This window comes from Neisseria sp. HMSC065C04 (assembly GCF_001815375.1).
Classification (GTDB): Bacteria; Pseudomonadota; Gammaproteobacteria; order Burkholderiales; family Neisseriaceae; genus Neisseria; species Neisseria flavescens_D.
Map to the genome: position 1 here is coordinate 25,205 of NZ_KV820393.1, position 16,530 is coordinate 41,734.

Annotated in this window: 15 protein-coding genes; 4 read left to right on the forward strand and 11 right to left on the reverse strand. The window is 49.8% G+C overall.

The features are described 5' to 3' along the window. Positions 1 to 71 precede the first annotated feature (71 nt). From rep to HMPREF3022_RS02185, 4 genes are all read right to left on the reverse strand, one after another. The gene (gene rep / locus HMPREF3022_RS02170; RefSeq protein WP_070765068.1) at positions 72 to 2,072 is read right to left on the reverse strand and encodes a DNA helicase Rep; all 2,001 of its coding nucleotides are present in this window, start codon (positions 2,070 to 2,072) and stop codon (positions 72 to 74) included. Positions 2,073 to 2,162: 90 nt separating this feature from the next. Beyond that, on the reverse strand, positions 2,163 to 3,098 hold the full coding sequence (locus HMPREF3022_RS02175) for a dihydroorotate oxidase (protein ID WP_070765069.1): 936 nt from the start codon (positions 3,096 to 3,098) through the stop codon (positions 2,163 to 2,165). A gap of 227 nt (positions 3,099 to 3,325) precedes the next feature. Next, positions 3,326 to 4,507 (reverse strand): aspartate aminotransferase family protein, encoded by a 1,182-nt coding sequence (locus HMPREF3022_RS02180; protein WP_070765070.1) that lies wholly within the window; start codon positions 4,505 to 4,507, stop codon positions 3,326 to 3,328. 112 nt (positions 4,508 to 4,619) lie between these two features. Further along, positions 4,620 to 5,564, reverse strand: coding sequence for a class I SAM-dependent methyltransferase (locus HMPREF3022_RS02185; protein WP_070765071.1), 945 nt, complete (start codon positions 5,562 to 5,564; stop codon positions 4,620 to 4,622). Positions 5,565 to 5,900: 336 nt separating this feature from the next. Between HMPREF3022_RS02185 and HMPREF3022_RS02190 the strand changes: the two genes are divergently transcribed. Beyond that, a complete protein-coding gene (locus tag HMPREF3022_RS02190) occupies positions 5,901 to 7,310 on the forward strand; it encodes a DEAD/DEAH box helicase (protein ID WP_049330994.1) in 1,410 nt (469 codons plus the stop codon). A gap of 127 nt (positions 7,311 to 7,437) precedes the next feature. Here the strand turns inward: HMPREF3022_RS02190 and leuB are convergent, their stop codons facing one another. The 7 genes from leuB to leuC all read right to left on the reverse strand — a co-directional run bounded on the left by leuB (position 7,438) and on the right by leuC (position 13,056). Beyond that, positions 7,438 to 8,508 (reverse strand): 3-isopropylmalate dehydrogenase, encoded by a 1,071-nt coding sequence (leuB, locus tag HMPREF3022_RS02195; RefSeq protein ID WP_049330996.1) that lies wholly within the window; start codon positions 8,506 to 8,508, stop codon positions 7,438 to 7,440. Between the two features lie 250 nt (positions 8,509 to 8,758). Then, entirely contained in the window at positions 8,759 to 9,220 is a 462-nt protein-coding gene (locus HMPREF3022_RS02200; protein ID WP_049330997.1) for a NanQ anomerase/TabA/YiaL family protein, read from the reverse strand. 35 nt (positions 9,221 to 9,255) lie between these two features. Then, a complete protein-coding gene (locus tag HMPREF3022_RS02205; protein ID WP_049330999.1) occupies positions 9,256 to 9,981 on the reverse strand; it encodes an SH3 domain-containing protein in 726 nt (241 codons plus the stop codon). 127 nt (positions 9,982 to 10,108) lie between these two features. Further along, positions 10,109 to 10,750 carry a 3-isopropylmalate dehydratase small subunit gene (gene leuD, locus HMPREF3022_RS02210; protein ID WP_049331000.1) on the reverse strand — a complete coding sequence of 214 codons (642 nt, stop codon included), beginning with the start codon at positions 10,748 to 10,750 and terminating at the stop codon, positions 10,109 to 10,111. A 48-nt stretch (positions 10,751 to 10,798) separates the two neighbouring features. Then, positions 10,799 to 11,164 (reverse strand): VOC family protein, encoded by a 366-nt coding sequence (locus HMPREF3022_RS02215; RefSeq protein WP_049331002.1) that lies wholly within the window; start codon positions 11,162 to 11,164, stop codon positions 10,799 to 10,801. A gap of 103 nt (positions 11,165 to 11,267) precedes the next feature. Continuing rightward, positions 11,268 to 11,522 (reverse strand): hypothetical protein, encoded by a 255-nt coding sequence (locus tag HMPREF3022_RS02220; protein WP_049331004.1) that lies wholly within the window; start codon positions 11,520 to 11,522, stop codon positions 11,268 to 11,270. Between the two features lie 124 nt (positions 11,523 to 11,646). Further along, complete coding sequence (leuC, locus tag HMPREF3022_RS02225) at positions 11,647 to 13,056, reverse strand: 3-isopropylmalate dehydratase large subunit (protein ID WP_049331005.1); 1,410 nt, start codon at positions 13,054 to 13,056, stop codon at positions 11,647 to 11,649. Positions 13,057 to 13,320: 264 nt separating this feature from the next. Here leuC and gshA point away from each other — a divergent pair, with 264 nt between their 5' ends. The 3 genes from gshA to HMPREF3022_RS02240 all read left to right on the forward strand — a co-directional run bounded on the left by gshA (position 13,321) and on the right by HMPREF3022_RS02240 (position 16,449). Beyond that, the gene (gene gshA / locus HMPREF3022_RS02230; RefSeq protein ID WP_049331007.1) at positions 13,321 to 14,679 is read left to right on the forward strand and encodes a glutamate--cysteine ligase; all 1,359 of its coding nucleotides are present in this window, start codon (positions 13,321 to 13,323) and stop codon (positions 14,677 to 14,679) included. Between the two features lie 102 nt (positions 14,680 to 14,781). Then, positions 14,782 to 15,852: a magnesium/cobalt transporter CorA gene (gene corA / locus HMPREF3022_RS02235; protein WP_049331008.1), complete on the forward strand. Its 1,071-nt coding sequence runs from the start codon at positions 14,782 to 14,784 to the stop codon at positions 15,850 to 15,852. Positions 15,853 to 15,966: 114 nt separating this feature from the next. Continuing rightward, positions 15,967 to 16,449: an acyl-CoA thioesterase gene (locus tag HMPREF3022_RS02240; protein ID WP_049331010.1), complete on the forward strand. Its 483-nt coding sequence runs from the start codon at positions 15,967 to 15,969 to the stop codon at positions 16,447 to 16,449. Positions 16,450 to 16,530 lie beyond the last annotated feature (81 nt).

Consider the following 16,530-nt stretch of genomic DNA (forward strand, 5'->3'; position numbering starts at 1 on the left):
ATTTAATTGTTGTCTTTGACATTTTGCTGACAATAAGGCCGTCTGAAACCTTACTTTCAGACGGCCTTGCCTTATCCTTTTCTTTTGTTTCCCAGCATATCCAGCAAACCTGCCAGATTGCTTTTTCCTTCTTCCTTGCTCACAATCGGCTCGCCGCCTTTGCGGCCTAGGATTTTGATGTCTTCCTGCGGCATTTCGTCTATGAAACGGCTCGGCTCGGGGAATTGCCATGTGCCTTGCTTTTTACGTTTGAGGCAGTGGGTCAGTGTAAGCTGGCGTTTGGCGCGGGTAATGCCAACATACATCAGGCGGCGTTCTTCTTCGACATTGTCTTCTTCGATGCTGTCGTTGTGCGGTAGGATGCCCTCTTCGCAACCGACAAGGAAGACGTAGGGGTATTCCAAACCTTTGGAAGCGTGCAGGGTGGAGAGTTTGACGGCATCGACTTCTTCTTCGCTTTTGCCCTCCAAAAGTGTCATCAGGGCGATGGTTTGGGCAAGCTCGATGATGTTTTTGCCGTCTTGCTCGCCTTTGCGTTCCAGCCAGCCGGTCAGGTCGGTAACGTTACGCCATTTGATTTCACCTGCTTTGCCTTCCTCATTGGCCAGCAAGTGGTTTTCGTAGTCGATTTCTCTCAGCAGGTTATGGATAAGCTCGCCTGCTTCGCTGGTTTCGGCTTTGGTGCGGTAGTTTTCAATCATATCCATGAAGGCTTGCAGGTGTTGGCGGTTGGTATGGTTCAATAGGGCAAGCGCTTCTTCGGTTTGCGCGGCTTCATATAGGCTGCATTCGTGTTCGTGCGCGTAGGTGTTGAGCTTGCCCAGGGTCACCTCGCCGATACCGCGTTTGGGCGTGGTTACGGCGCGAAGGAAGGCGGGATCGTCGTTGGGATTGGCAAGCAGGCGCAAATAGGACAAAACGTCTTTGATTTCGGCTTTGTCGAAAAAACTCTGTCCGCCGGAGAGCTGGTAGGGAACGCGTGCGCTGCGCAAGGCTTCTTCAAAAATCCGTGCCTGATGGTTGCCGCGGTATAACACGGCGAAATCGGCGTATTGGGTTTTGTCGCCGCCGACCAGCTTCTGCTTGACGATTTGGCTGACGACCCAGTCGGCTTCGTGCTGCTCGCTTTGGCAGGCAACGACTTTGACGATTTCGCCTTCGCCGAACTGCGACCAAAGTTTTTTGGTGAAGAGTTTGGGGTTGTTTTCAATAACTTTGTTGGCGATTTTGAGAATGCGTGCGGTGGAGCGGTAGTTTTGCTCCAGTTTGATGACTTTCATCTGCGGATAGTCTTCCTGCATTTTACGCAGGTTTTCCATGTTTGCGCCGCGCCATGCGTAGATGGACTGGTCGTCGTCGCCGACGGCGGTAAACATGCCTTCCGCGCCGGTCAGAAGCTTCATCAGGGTGAATTGGCAGGTATTGGTGTCCTGACATTCGTCAACCAACAGATAACGCAGCCGCCGCTGCCATTTGTTGCGCACTTCGCTGTTTTGCTGCAAAAGCACGGCAGGCAGGCGGATTAAGTCGTCGAAGTCCACCGCCTGATAGCTTTGCAGGGTTTCCTGATAACTTGCATAGACGCGCGCTGTTTGCTGTTCCCACACATTGGAGGCCGTCTGAACGACATCTTCAGGCGTTTTTAAATCGTTTTTCCAAAGGGAAATTTGATGCTGCGCTTTGAATATGGCTTCTTTGCCCGTACCGCCCAAGAGCTCGCCGATGATTTTGGCGCTGTCGGTAGAGTCGAGAATGGAAAAGTTTTTTTTGTAACCGATTTGATTGGCCTCTTCGCGCAAAATCTTCATACCCAAAGAGTGGAAGGTGCAAATCGTCAGCCCGCGCGTTTGCGACTTGGGCAGCATTTTAGAGACGCGCTCCTGCATTTCCGTGGCGGCTTTGTTGGTAAAGGTAATCGCGGCAACGGTATGCGGCAGATAGCCTACATTGACGATCAAGTGCTTGATTTTTTGCGTAATCACGCCGGTTTTACCGCTGCCTGCGCCGGCAAGGACGAGCAGGGGGCCGCCTAGATATTTGACTGCGGCTTGCTGTTGGGGGTTGAGTTTCATTGAAGGGGAAGACGGGTAATGTGGGGAGCAATTATACAACAAGGCCGTCTGAAATTTTCAGACGGCCTTGGGCGTCTTTTAGAGTAAACCTTATTCAAAATATTTCAATTTGCCTTTGAAGTCTTCCAGCTTCTCATAGCCTTTTTGCGCCATGATGGCTTTTAACTCAAGGGAAACACGTTCAAAAATGTCTACGCCTTGCTGGTGTAGCGCCGTGCCGATCTGCACCATGCTGGCGCCGCACAAGATGTGTTCAAACGCATCACGACCGCTGTAAACGCCGCCTGTTCCAATAACTTGGATAGACTGATCCAGTCTTTGATAGAACGCGTGGATATTGGCAAGCGCGGTCGGTTTGATGTATTGGCCGCCAATGCCGCCAAAGCCGTTTTTCGGGCGGATGACGACGGATTCGTCTTCGATATACAGACCGTTGCCGATGGAGTTGACGCAGTTGACGAATTTTAGGGGATAGCGGTTGAACACTTTCGCCGCTTGATCGAAATGGGCAATATCGAAATACGGCGGTAGTTTGATGCCCAAGGGCTTGTCGAAGTAGGTAAAGGCATTATCCAAAATCATCTCGGTTGTTTCAAAGTCGTAGGCGATTTGCGGTTTGCCGGCGACGTTTGGGCAGGATAGGTTGAGTTCGGTAATGCCGTTGAACCCGCTGTTTTGCACCTTTTCCAACAGGATATGTGTTTCACCGGGCGACAGGCCGACCAGTGATAGGAAAAATGTCCGTTCCGGCTGAGACTCTTGAAGGGTAAGCAGGTAATCCAGATAGTAATCAATGCCTTGATTCGGCAAGCCCATCGAATTGATGCTGCCGAGAGGGACGTCCCGATAACGCGGTTCGGGATTGCCTTGACGAGGGGTAAGCGTTGCAGTCTTGGTAATGAAGGTGCCAGCAGCGGATTGTCTGACCTTTTCCAATTCCTCAACGGTCATACATGACACACCAGCCGCATTCATCAGGCAGTTGTCAAAAGAAAAACCGGCGATTTGGGTTTTCAACGATACCATCTCCTGCTCCTTTCCTTCGTAAAATCAAAATGTTTGACAAGCGTAACACGAAGAGGCGGTACGATTTTTAACAAACATCAAATGACAAAGCATGTAGGCAGATGTTGTTTTCAATATTGAAAAAAGGCCGTCTGAAAAACTCAAACGGTCTTTCAGACGGCCTTCGCTATATGGCATCAATTAGGGAATAAAAGCTGTCGGCTGATTTGGATATTGGGTTTTGAAAATCAGGCCAACCATTCGACCAAAGCCGCTTCAAAACGTTTCAAGCCTTCTGCCATATCTTCGTCGTTCAGCAGCAGGCTGGGAGCGAAGCGCACAACATTGGCTCCGGCAACCAGTACCATCAGGCCGTGTTTTAAAGCGGCGGCGGTAATTTCCGATGCCTTGCCTGCGTATTCGTCTGCCAACACGCAGCCGAGCAGCAGGCCCATGCCGCGGACTTCTTTAAATACGCCGGTCTTTTCGCCTATTTCACGCAAGGCCGTCTGAAGTTTTTGGCCTTGTTGTTTAACGTGTGCCAATGTTTCGGGCGCATTGATGATGTCAAACGCACGGCTGCCGACCGCACACGCCATCGGATTGCCGCCGAAGGTTGAGCCATGTGTTCCGGGGCCGAAGGTTGGGGCGATTTTATCGGTGGTCAGAATCGCGCCAATCGGGAAACCGCAACCCAAGGCTTTGGCGGAGCTGAGGATATCGGGTGTTACGCCGTAATGCTCGTAGGCAAACAGTTTGCCCGTATGACCCATGCCGGTTTGCACTTCGTCCAAAATGAGCAAGGCGCCGTGTTTGTCACACAAACGGCGTGCGGCTTGCAGGTATTCTTGGGTGGCAGGCAGGATGCCGCTTTCGCCTTGAATCGGCTCGATAATCACGGCGCAGGTTTTGTCGCCGACGGCCGCTTCCAATGCGGCAACATCATTGAAGGGAACGTGGGTAATGTCGGCCGGCAGCGGCGCGTAGTCTTTGCTGTATTTGGGCTGGCCGCCGACGGATACGGTAAACAGCGTGCGGCCGTGGAAGCTGTTGAGGCAGGAGATGATTTCGGTTTTGTGTTCGCCAAAATGATCGCGGCCGTATTTGCGCGCCAGTTTCAGCGCGGCTTCATTGGCTTCTGCGCCGGAATTGCAGAAAAACACTTTGTCGGCAAAGGTGTTTTCGACCAGTTTTTTGGCCAATTCTTGCGCCGGTTGGGTGGTGTAGATATTAGAAATGTGCCAGAGTTTTTGCGATTGTTCGGCCAAGGCTGCGACCAAATCGGGATGGCAATGCCCCAGCGCGTTTACTGCAATACCGCCTGACAGGTCAATGTATTCTCGTCCTTCGGTATCCCAAACCTGGCTGCCGAGCGCACGTTCCGGAATCATGGGAGCGAATGAGAAATTGGGCGTCAGGTAGTTTTGCATGTTCTTTTCCTTTTGATATTGTCAACAATCTCTTGAATTATGCGCCTATTGGTTGAGAGATTCAATATGGCAATCAGGCCGTCTGAAAACTGGCTTTCAGACGGCCTGATGCTTATTTATGCTTGATTTCCCAGCATTGATGGATTTTTTTGTTGCGGAAATCGTCGGGAACGGACTGTTTGGAAATGTCTTTGACGGCGTATTGTTCCGCGACCGAATCGTCCAACACAAAACTGCGCAGGTTGTTGGAGAAATACAGAATGCCGTCTAAAGCGAGCAGGCTCATTGCGCCGTCGATCAGCTTTTTATGGTCGCGCTGGATGTCGAGGATGTCGAGCATCTTTTTGCTGTTGGAAAAGCTGGGCGGATCCATGACGATGAGGTCGAACTGTTTGCCCTCGGCGGCGGCATTTTGCAGGTATTGGAATACATCGGCACGGACGATTTTGTGTTGTTCGGAGTCGATGCCGTTGAGTTCAAAATTGCGTTTTGCCCACACGAGATAAGTGTTGGATAAATCGACAGTTTCACTGGATAACGCACCGCCGGTTGCGGCATAGACGGTGAAGCTGCCTGTGTAGGAAAACAGGTTGAGGAAGCGTTTTCCTGCTGCAGTTTCGCCGACTTTTTTGCGCGTGTTACGGTGGTCGAGGAAAAGGCCGGTATCAAGGTATTTGTCGAGGTTGACCCAAAACTTGCGGCCGTTTTCAGTGATGACGAAATCGTCGCCGGTTTTGCCGGTTTTCTCGTATTGTTGTAAACCTTTTTGACGTTCTCGGCGTTTGAGGTGGATTTGTTCGGGCGCAAAACCGGTCACAAAACCGATGGCTTCCAATACATCGGCAAGCCATGCTTCGTATTCTTCGGGCTGCATCAGCCAGCCGGTATCGTATTCCTGAAGATGGATTTGGTCGCCGTAAACATCGACGGCAAAGGGAAATTGGGGAATATCGCGGTCGTAAATGCGCCAGGCTTCGATATTGTTGCGTTTGGCCCATTTCATAAGATGTTTGATGTTTTTGCCCAAGCGGTTGGCAAAGGGGGTAATGTCAGTCATGGTTTCAGACGGCCTGAATAAGTATTGGGAAGGGGTTGGATTTTAACGCACTTAATTCCTTTTTGCTTGACTGTTATCCATAAAATCTATATTATCCGCCGTTCGCCTTTTGATACGAAGCCATCGTCATCCAACCTAAACCGCCGTTTCGGGCGCGTTTCTTTTATTGCTTGCATATTTGCAAAGCCTTTTCTGTGCAGGTTGTCGTCGATGTTAACCACAAGCAAGATGCTTGCGACAACCCTGTAACTTCACATTTCCCGTATCGTTACTTTCCTTTGCTTCAGGTCGTCTGAAATTGTTCAGGCGTGCGCGTTGTTGTCTCTTAGGATAGATATGTCTATTAAATTTGCCGATTTGAACCTTGATAAAAACATTTTGTCTGCCGTACGCAGCGAAGGTTATGAAAGCCCGACCCCGATTCAGGCGCAAGCGATTCCGTTTGCTTTGGACGGCCGTGACATTATGGCTTCGGCACAAACCGGTTCAGGCAAAACTGCAGCCTTCCTGCTGCCCACTTTGCAAAAACTGACCAAACGCAGCGAAAAACCGGGCAAAGGCCCGCGCGCTTTGGTATTGACCCCGACCCGCGAACTGGCGGCTCAGGTGGAAAAAAACGCGTTGGCGTATGCTAAAAATATGCGTTGGTTCCGTACTGTCAGCATTGTAGGCGGCGCATCTTTCGGCTACCAAACCCGTGCTTTGAGCAAACCGGTTGACCTGATTGTCGCTACTCCGGGCCGTCTGATGGATTTGATGCAGAGCGGTAAAGTTGATTTTGATCGTTTGGAAGTGCTGATTCTGGACGAAGCCGACCGTATGCTGGACATGGGCTTTATCGACGACATCGAAACCATCGTGGAAGCCACCCCGACCGACCGTCAGACTTTGTTGTTCTCCGCTACTTGGGACGGCGCGGTGGGCAAACTGGCGCGCAAACTGACCAAAGACCCTGAAACCATCGAAGTTGAGCGTGTGGACGATCAAGGCAAAATCGAAGAGCAGTTGTTGTACTGCGATGATATGCGCCATAAAAACCGCCTGCTCGACCACATCTTGCGCGATGCCAATATCGATCAATGCGTGATCTTCACATCCACTAAGGCAATGACCGAAGTCATCGCGGATGAATTGTACGAAAAAGGTTTTGCCGCCAACTGCCTGCACGGCGATATGCCTCAAGGCTGGCGTAACCGCACGCTGATGGACTTGCGCAAAGGTCGCTGCAAAATTTTGGTTGCCACCGACGTTGCTGCACGTGGTATCGACGTACCGACCATTACCCACGTTATCAACTACGACTTGCCGAAACAGGCAGAAGACTACGTTCACCGCATCGGCCGTACCGGCCGCGCAGGCCGTACCGGTATTGCGATTACTTTTGCCGAAGTGAACGAATACGTCAAAGTACACAAAATTGAAAAATACATCGGCCGCAAATTGCCTGAGCTGACCATCGAAGGCATGGAGCCGACACGCAAACGCAAATCTGCCGGCGGCAAACCGAAAGGTAAAGGCGGCTGGGGCGATCGTAAATCCGGCGGTTGGCGCGGCGATAAGAAACCGGCAAAAGAAGGCTTTGGCGGCAAATCACGCGGCGAAGACCATAAAAAAGACGGCTTCAAAAAAGATGGCTTTAAGAAAGACGGTTTCAAGAAGTCTGAAGGTTTCAAAAAAGGCGGCGAAGGTTTTAAAGGCAAGCGCAAGTCTAACGACGGCTTTGGAGGCAAACATAAAAAAGGTTGATTGCTTCAATCTTAAGGCCGTCTGAAAAAGATATAAGGGCGTGTGAAGACACGCCCTTTTTTATGGTTTCAAGTTTTTAGATACAAAAAAGCGCGGGATTGATCCCACGCTTTTTTCAGACGGCCTCTTACAAAGCGGCCAATACGGCATCGCCCATTTCGGAGCAGGAAACCAGTTTGGTACCTTCTTCGTAAATGTCGCCGGTACGCAAGCCTTGTTGCAGTACTTTTTGTACGGCGTTTTCAACTTGTTGAGCGCGTGCCTCGTCATTTAGGCTGTAACGCAGCAACATGGCGAGGGACAAAACGGTTGCCAGAGGATTGGCCTTGTTTTGACCGGCAATGTCAGGAGCAGAGCCGTGAGACGGTTCGTACAGGCCTTTGCCGTTTTCGTCCAAAGAAGCGGAAGGCAGCATACCGATGGAGCCGGTCAGCATGGAGGCTTCGTCAGAGAGGATGTCGCCGAAGATGTTGCCGGTGGCAATCACGTCAAATTGTTTGGGCGCACGTACCAACTGCATGGCGGCATTGTCGACGTACATATGGGAGAGCTCGACATCAGGGTATTCTTTGCCGATTTCTTCAAAGATTTCGCGCCACAGTTCGGTGGTTTCCAAAACGTTGGCTTTGCCTACGGAGCAGACTTTTTTACTGCGTTTTTGGGCGGACTGGAAGGCAACGTGGGCAATACGGCGGATTTCGCTTTCGCTGTATTTCATGGTGTTGTAGCCTTCGCGTTCGCCGTTTTCTAAAACACGGATGCCGCGCGGTTCGCCAAAGTAAATATCACCGGTCAGTTCGCGTACGATAAGGATGTCGAGGCCGGCTACGATTTCCGGTTTCAGAGTAGAAGCATTGGCCAGCTCTTTATATAAAATGGCGGGGCGCAGGTTGGCAAACAGGTTCAGGTCTTTGCGGATTGCCAATAGGCCGCGTTCAGGACGCAGCGGGCGGTCGAGGTTGTCGTATTGCGGGCTGCCAACCGCGCCGAGCAGGACGGCATCGGCTTTGCGGCAGAGGTTTTGCGTAAATTCGGGATAGGGATGGCCGTATTCGTCGTAGGCTTCGCCGCCCAATGGGGCGTATTCGTAGCTGGCGTCCAAGCCTTGGGCGATGAGTTTGTCGAGTACGCGGACGGTTTCGGCGACGATTTCGGGACCGATGCCGTCGCCTCGGAGGATGGCGATATGTTTGGTCATGGCAAAATCCTTATGAGGGTTTGGAAAGGGGAAGGTCGTCTGAAAACGGCGATGCGTTTTCCATTTGTAAGGATGGTGTTTTCAGACGACCTTTTGTGTCTGTTTGTAGGTCGGTTTGCTTGAACGAGGCTGATTGTACCATTGCCGCATCGAGAAAGCTGCGTGGAAATCATGCAGGCGGATTTTTCGGGAATGCGATGGGCGATGTAGCCAAGTTTCTATTTTGTATTGGTTGAAGGGGTGGAGGAAATTAGGAACGTTCTGCTTCGATACGGATTTTAAATACGGCTTTGCGTATGGATTTTTCTTTGCCCACCAGCGGAGCATGCGCGTCGTTGGGAAAGAAGAGAGTAAACTCGCCCGGTTGGAGCGTGAGCCAAGTTTCCGGTTCGCAGTCGAAAAATTCGATGTCGCGCTTTTCGTCGTAGCCCAAACCGTTTTTCAGACGACCTCTGTCTATCCAGCCGTAGGTTTCCTCTCCGCTGATGGGGACTTGGATGTCGATGTGTTTCAAATGCGCTTCGGGCTTGGCATCGGCTTTGCTCCTCATTGGTTCGCTGCCGATAAAGAGGCGGATATTGGGATTTGCGCACGGCACTTGACCGTCGGGCAGGGCGGCGAAATCCAGCGTTTGCAACAGGCGGACGGCGTCGGCAAAGTCAGGGTGCAACGCGGCGTAGCGGGCGGCGTTGCTGATGATGTCGGTAATCATGTTTTGCAGAAAGAGATAAAAAGGCCATCTGAAAATTAAACCTCAGGGTGTAGCGAAGCCAATACGTTCTTCAAGATGCCTTGCCGGAAGACAAATAAGACTTCAGTATAGGCGGCACCATCTCCGATGATGGTCGTTAAGAAAAGGGTATCGTCTTTAGCACGGTAGTAACAGTGGCTCAGTTGCGTATTATCGCCTGCCTTTTCAAAATATGGGTCGAACAGGTGGTCATATTGGGCTCGGGGAGCGATTTGTGTTTTACCGTTGCGGAAAAAGGCAATTTCACGATAGTGGCTGAATGGAATTGTACCGTCAGTGCCGAACATTTCTTTTCCGCGATAATGGGAAAGTCCGTATTGATCGTGTGTAAACAGATGTTTTTCTTTCTTATAGTTGAAACGTTCCGATTTAATGCGCACGCCCATACCGTTTTTTTGGCAGGTAAAGCCGTCGGCAGTGGCCGTAACGGGGATGCTTTCATAACGCGACAACGGAATCAGTCGCGAAGTATGCACCCAGCCATCTAGCTTTTTTTTGCCGCGCAAATCGTAGGTCATCTGCCAACCGTGTTCTAAATGAAGCTTTCCGTCCATCTCGGGGGTATAAACATGGGTACCGTTTGGAATTTTGGTCAGGATTCGGCTTTGGGTGTTCGGTTTTTCGCGTAAGTTGCTGTATCCGTCAGGATCTTGAATTTCTGAGAATTCCGCATGTGCGGCGAGGCTGATAAAAAGTATAGGGAGCAGGATAATTTTTTTCATGGTGTTGTGTGTGAAATTGTTGGGTATGTTTTTCTATGATGGTAAAGAGTAACGACCTGATTGTGTGTTAATAAAAGAGGTCGTCTGAAAACTCGTTACGCTCGTTTTCAGACGACCTCATCGTTTATCAACCGTTAAACAGCCAAGGCTGGCTTTGGCGGCGTTTTTCTTCGAAGGCGTGAATTTCGTCAGCGTGTTGCAGGGTCAGGCCGATTTCGTCCAAGCCGTTTAAGAGGCAGTGTTTGCGGTGTTCGGTAATGTCGAATTTGAACGTTTCGCCGCTTGGTGTGGTCAGGGTTTGTTCGGCAAGGTCGATGGAGAGCTGATAGCCTTCGTTGGCTTCAACTTCTTTGAAAAGCTGGTCAACCTGTTCTTCTGTCAAAACGATAGGCAAAAGGCCGTTTTTGTAACAGTTATTGAAGAAGATGTCGGCAAAGCTAGGAGCGATGACGGCGCGGAAGCCATAGTCGTCCAATGCCCAAGGGGCGTGTTCGCGTGAAGAGCCGCAACCGAAGTTTTTACGCGTCAACAGGATTTGTGCGCCTTGATAGCGTGGCTGGTTCAGGGAGAAATCCGGATTCAACGGGCGTTTGCTGTTGTCCATGCCAGGTTCGCCGTGGTCGAGGTAGCGCCATTCATCAAAGGCATTGGGGCCGAAGCCGCTGCGTTTGATGGATTTCAGAAATTGTTTGGGGATGATGGCATCGGTGTCGACGTTGCTGCGGTCGAGCGGGGCAACGATGGCGGTAATTTTGGTAAAGGCTTTCATGTCAGATTCTTATAGTAATAATGGGAAATTATTTTATGGCTATTCGGGTTAGCGTGTGCTGTGCAAACCGATTCGGTTGCCTTCTGTGTCTTCGATAAATGCTGCAAAGCCGTTGGCAATGCGGAATTTCTCTTGTAACAGTTTGCCACCTGCTGCAACGGCTTTTTCTGCTGTTTCGGCGCAATCCGGGCAATTGAAGAAAATGGTTGTACCACCGTGGCCGGGCTGGGCGTTGCTGTCATGCCAAATCATGCCGGCCGTACCGTGTTGGGTGTAATCGGCTGGGAAAATGATGAAACGGAATCCGTTGCCGCCAACGTCTTGCAGGGGCTTGCCGAATACGGATTCGTAAAAGGCTTTGGCGCGATCCAAATCATGAGCGTGAATACCAAACCAGCTTGACGGATTACTCATTGTTTCTTCCTTTGCTTGGAATCGTGAAAATGTCTGAAAAATTAATAATGTATCAGACCGTCTGAAACGGAGTCAGGAGCTTCAGACGGCCTGATTTACCGAATTATTCGGTAGCGGCTTCGATTTTTTCTCCAACATGGCTCATGCCGCGGCCTACTGCATTGCCGCCTTTTTTAACGGCTTCTTCAGTTTTATCGGCTACGCGTTCAGCGGTTTCTTTGGTTTTGTCGGCTACACGTTCTGCAGTTTCTTTGGTTTTGTCCCAATTGCGGTTGGTATCGTCTTTTGCGCCAGACCAAGTGCTGGAACAAGCTGACAGGATGAGGGCTGCGGCAGCTAATGCAAACAGTTTTTTCATACTAGATTCCTTTCAAGTTATCAATGATTAAGAAGGTTTTCGGACGTTTTGCGCAATAGGAAAATTTACTTGTGCAAGGTATTGTTTCAGACGGCTTGATCAATAAAGGCCGTCTGAAAATACTTTAAGCCATAGTGCGGATGTCGGTAAATTTACCGTTTACCGCAGCGGCAGCAGCCATAGCGGGGCTGACAAGGTGCGTACGTCCGCCGTTGCCTTGGCGGCCTTCAAAGTTACGGTTGGAAGTAGAGGCACAACGTTGTCCCGGGGTTAGGCGGTCGGCATTCATTGCGAGGCACATAGAGCAGCCCGGCTCGCGCCATTCAAAACCGGCTTCGATAAATACTTCGTGCAAGCCTTCTTTTTCGGCCTGTTCCTTAACCAAACCGGAGCCGGGAACAATCAATACACGTTGTACATTGTCCGCTTTTTTACGGCCTTTGGCGATGGCGGCGGCTTCGCGCAAATCTTCGATACGGCTGTTGGTGCAAGAGCCGATAAAGACGATATCGACAGGGATTTCGTTTAATGGCGTACCGGCTTCCAAACCCATGTATTCAAGGGCGCGTTCCATGCCGCTGCGTTTGACCGGATCGGCTTCTTCGGCAGGATTAGGCACTTTGCCACTGATGTCCAAAACCATTTCAGGCGATGTGCCCCAAGTCACTTGAGGCTCGATGTCTTCGGCTTTGAAGTGGTATTCTTTATCGAATACTGCGCCTTCGTCAGACACCAGCGTGCGCCAGTATTCGACGGCTTTATCCCATGCTTCGCCTTTAGGTGCGAAAGGTTTGCCTTTTACATAGTCGATGGTGGTTTGGTCGACGGCAACCATGCCTGAGCGCGCACCGGCTTCAATCGCCATATTACACAAGGTCATGCGGCCTTCCATAGAAAGGCTGCGGATGGCTTCGCCACCAAACTCGATGGCGTAGCCTGTACCGCCGGCCGTACCGATTTGGCCGATGATGTAAAGTGCCACGTCTTTGGAAGTAACACCGGGTTTCAGACGGCCTTCAACGGCAATCAGCATGGATTTGGATTTTTTCGCAGTAATACATTGGGTTGCCATGGTGTGTTCGACTTCGGAAGTGCCGATACCGTGAGCCAATGCGCCGAATGCGCCGTGGGTAGAAGTGTGAGAGTCGCCGCAGACAACGGTCATGCCGGGCAGGGTAGCGCCTTGTTCCGGACCCATAACGTGTACAATGCCTTGACCTTTATCCATAAACGGAAAGTAGGCGAGTGCGCCAAACTCTTTAATGTTTTTGTCCAAAGTATCGACTTGCAGTTTGGAAATCGGGTCTTGGATGCCTTTGTCCCAGTCGCCGGTCGGGGTGTTGTGATCGGCTGTGGAGACTACGCTGTCGATACGCCAGAGTTTGCGGCCGGCCATTTTCAAGCCTTCAAATGCTTGCGGGCTGGTTACTTCATGAACCAGGTGGCGGTCGATGTAAAGCAGGACAGTGCCATCTTCTTCTTCGCGGACGACGTGGCTGTTCCAAAGTTTATCGTAAAGGGTTTGTGCGCTCATGATGAGTATTCTTTGCTATTGGTAGGTATGAATGATGGTTTGCGTTTATGGGCGGATTTTAGGCTTTTTATAGGGGCTGTGCAATAGAAATTTGTCCAATTTCTAAAATTTGTCGCAAAGTTTCAAAAACACTTATCAAAAATTAGACAAATTGTAGAATTATTGACAAAAAGATGCATCTTATCTGAAAGAATGCTTGTCGAAATGCACTAAAAAGTTCTATCATTCTCACTCAACATCCACACTTACCAAGAGGTATAGAGAATGAAATTACCGGTAATGGCTCCTGAGTATCTGACTCAATTACGGGAATTTGAGAAAAAAGTCCTTGCCAATCATGCTAAAATCGAAGCATGGTTCCGTTCGCATTGGAACGAACACCGTCCGCCGTTTTATGGTTCGGTTGACATCCGTAATGCCGGTTACAAAATTTCATCTATCGATATGAACCTGTTTCCAGGCGGCTTCAATAATTTGAATCCCAACTTTATCCCGCTGGCGGCGGTTGCCGCGCAAGATGCGGTACAGCGCGCATGTGAAACGGCAAAATCCGTATTGATTATTCCTGAAAACCACACGCGCAACACATTCTATCTGCAAAACGTTTACGCACTCAGCGAGATTTTGCGTTCGGCAGGATACGAAGTGCGCTTGGGCAGTTTGAATCCTGAAGTGACTGAGCCAACCGAGTTTGAAACCGCGTTGGGTGACAAAATTTTGCTTGAACCTTTATTGCGTACCCGTGAGCGTGTACATCTCGCAGACGGTTTCTCGCCTTGCGTTGTTTTGTTGAACAATGACTTGTCTGCGGGTGTTCCTGAAATCCTTAAAGGTATCAACCAAACCGTTTTGCCACCATTGCATGGCGGCTGGACGACTCGCCGTAAAACCGAACATTTCGGCGCGTACAACCAAGTTGCTGCCGACTTTGCCAAATTGATTGACATTGACGAATGGCAAATCAATCCTTATTTTGAAAAAATCAGCGGTTTGGATTTCCAAGAGCGTGAAGGCGAAGATGCGTTGGCAGGCGCGGTAGAACGCGTATTGGCGAAAATTCAAGCCAAATACGATGAATTGGGTATTACCGACCAACCTTTCGTTATTGTGAAAGCTGATGCAGGTACTTACGGCATGGGCGTGATGAGTGTTAAATCTGCAGATGAAGTGCGCGGATTGAACCGTAAAAACCGCAACAAAATGGCAAAAGTCAAAGAAGGCTTGGAAGTTAGCGAAGTTATTGTCCAAGAAGGTATTTATACCTACGAAACCATGAACGGTGCCGTGTGCGAACCCGTCGTGTATATGATGGACCGTTTCGTAATCGGCGGTTTCTTCCGCGTACACGAAGGGCGCGGTGCAGACGAAAACCTCAACGCCGGCGGTATGGTATTTGTGCCACTGTCCAACAGCATTCCCACCGGCAGTGGCGACAATTCCCAAGAAGCGCCCGAAGCCTGCAAGCGCGTATTTGAACAATGGGATTCGCTTGGTATGCCGCGCTCTGAAAAAGACTGCGACGTCGATAATGAACACAACCGCCTCTACGTTTACGGCGTAATGGCGCGTCTGTCCTTGCTTGCCGCTGCATTGGAGTTGGAGAAAACCGCGCCCCAAGCCTAATAAAGCGTTGATCGATATTGTCAGGCCGTCTGAAAATTAGTTTTCAGACGGCCTTTTCTGTCTGTACAATTCATTCTAACTAAAAAAACATGATTTATTTTTATGAGCAAACCAGCCAATCCTGTTGAGACAATCGACAATCTGCAAGATCAAACCATGCAGCGCAGCAATACCGACAATGCGCCGCGTTCTGCTATCCATCAAACCTTGTATTCCGCCGACACCTTTATTCAGCATGATTATCTTGCCGGAAAAAACTTGCCCGATATTGTCCGTCCGCAAGAAGGTCAAATCAACTGGCTACATTTTGTCGGCATCAATGATGTTGCCTTGCTCAAACACGCGCTTGAGCCTTATGGCATCCATGAGCTGGTTATTGAAGATATTCTCAGCCGCAAGCAGCGTCCGAAAATTGAAGACTACGGCAGCTATGTTTTTACTGCCGCACAGGTTTACCATTATACCTCCACAGGCAAGCTCCATTCCGACCAAGTGTATGTGATTATCGGCAAAGATTTTGTGTTGTCTTTCCAACAAAAACCGTTGGGCTTATTCAGCCATCTCCGCCGGCAGATGCACGAAAATCCGCACAATATTTTGAACAAAAATACGGCGTTTCTTGCTTATTGCCTGCTCGACCGTATTGTGGACGACTATTTCATTGTTTTGGAGTCGTACAACAACCGTGTCGAAGTAATAGACAAGTCGCTGTTTAAAAATGAAAACAGCGATATTCTCAGTAAGATTCACCGACTCAAACGCGATGCCGTCCGTCTGCGGCGCACACTTTTGCCATTGCGCGATGTGTTCTACCAACTGGCCGTACGCGGCGATTTTGCCATTTTCAAAGGCGAATCGACCGTCTATCTGCGCGATGTGTACGACCACAATATGCAGCTTATCGAATCGCTTGATGCCTCGCGTGATATGGTGTTGAGCATGATGGACATCTACCTTTCCTTCCAATCTAACCGCATGAACCAGCAAATGCGCGTGTTGACGGTTATTACCATCATCTTTATGCCGCTGACCGTCATCACCGGCATCTACGGCATGAACTTCGACAATATGCCCGAGCTGCATTGGCATTACGGCTACTTCATGGTTTTGGGTGTGATGCTGTGCATTATTATCGGACTGCTGATTTTCTTCTCACGTAGAAAATGGCTGTAAACAGGAAGGCAATGGGTTGAAATTCAACGATTAAAAACGGTAGAATGATTTTGCACACGTGCAGTCTGAAGTTTTCAGACAATTTTAAAATAAATATCAAAAGGAGAATAAACGATGAAACCGGAACGCCAACTGCCTTCCCATGAACTGATTATGTCCGAGCTGATGATGCCTTATACGGCAAACTTCAGCGGCAATGTTCACGGCGGCGATCTTTTGCGCCTGCTTGACCAAGTGGCATATTCCTGCGCCTGCCGTTACAGCGGAACCTATTGCGTTACTCTGTCTGTTGATAAAGTATTGTTTAAAGAGCCTATTCATGTCGGTGAGTTGGTAACCTTTTACGCCAGTATCAACTACACCGGCCGTACTTCTATGGAAGTCGGTATCCGTGTGGAGGCGCAAAACATCCACACCGGCGAAGTGCGTCATACCAACAGCTGCTACTTCACCATGGTTGCCGTTGAAGACGGTAAGCCGGTTCCTGTACCGCCTTTGGAAATCAATACACCGCGCCAACGCTGCCGTTATGAAAGGGCTAAAAAGCGCAAAGAGTTGAGTTTGCAGGCTGCGAACGAAGATTCTGGCTGCAACTAAATTAAATTTATTAAATAATGAAGGCCGTCTGAAATCCTGTTTCAGACGGCCTTCACGCAAAAGCCATAAACCGCTTGTTTT

What these genes read in the sequence shown, in the direction of transcription:
- rep (WP_070765068.1), bottom strand. Translation starts at nt 2,072, where the DNA reads ATGAAACTCAACCCCCAACAGCAAGCCGCAGTCAAATATCTAGGCGGC.
- HMPREF3022_RS02175 (WP_070765069.1), bottom strand. Translation starts at nt 3,098, where the DNA reads ATGGTATCGTTGAAAACCCAAATCGCCGGTTTTTCTTTTGACAACTGC.
- HMPREF3022_RS02180 (WP_070765070.1), bottom strand. Translation starts at nt 4,507, where the DNA reads ATGCAAAACTACCTGACGCCCAATTTCTCATTCGCTCCCATGATTCCG.
- HMPREF3022_RS02185 (WP_070765071.1), bottom strand. Translation starts at nt 5,564, where the DNA reads ATGACTGACATTACCCCCTTTGCCAACCGCTTGGGCAAAAACATCAAA.
- HMPREF3022_RS02190 (WP_049330994.1), top strand. Translation starts at nt 5,901, where the DNA reads ATGTCTATTAAATTTGCCGATTTGAACCTTGATAAAAACATTTTGTCT.
- leuB (WP_049330996.1), bottom strand. Translation starts at nt 8,508, where the DNA reads ATGACCAAACATATCGCCATCCTCCGAGGCGACGGCATCGGTCCCGAA.
- HMPREF3022_RS02200 (WP_049330997.1), bottom strand. Translation starts at nt 9,220, where the DNA reads ATGATTACCGACATCATCAGCAACGCCGCCCGCTACGCCGCGTTGCAC.
- HMPREF3022_RS02205 (WP_049330999.1), bottom strand. Translation starts at nt 9,981, where the DNA reads ATGAAAAAAATTATCCTGCTCCCTATACTTTTTATCAGCCTCGCCGCA.
- leuD (WP_049331000.1), bottom strand. Translation starts at nt 10,750, where the DNA reads ATGAAAGCCTTTACCAAAATTACCGCCATCGTTGCCCCGCTCGACCGC.
- HMPREF3022_RS02215 (WP_049331002.1), bottom strand. Translation starts at nt 11,164, where the DNA reads ATGAGTAATCCGTCAAGCTGGTTTGGTATTCACGCTCATGATTTGGAT.
- HMPREF3022_RS02220 (WP_049331004.1), bottom strand. Translation starts at nt 11,522, where the DNA reads ATGAAAAAACTGTTTGCATTAGCTGCCGCAGCCCTCATCCTGTCAGCT.
- leuC (WP_049331005.1), bottom strand. Translation starts at nt 13,056, where the DNA reads ATGAGCGCACAAACCCTTTACGATAAACTTTGGAACAGCCACGTCGTC.
- gshA (WP_049331007.1), top strand. Translation starts at nt 13,321, where the DNA reads ATGAAATTACCGGTAATGGCTCCTGAGTATCTGACTCAATTACGGGAA.
- corA (WP_049331008.1), top strand. Translation starts at nt 14,782, where the DNA reads ATGAGCAAACCAGCCAATCCTGTTGAGACAATCGACAATCTGCAAGAT.
- HMPREF3022_RS02240 (WP_049331010.1), top strand. Translation starts at nt 15,967, where the DNA reads ATGAAACCGGAACGCCAACTGCCTTCCCATGAACTGATTATGTCCGAG.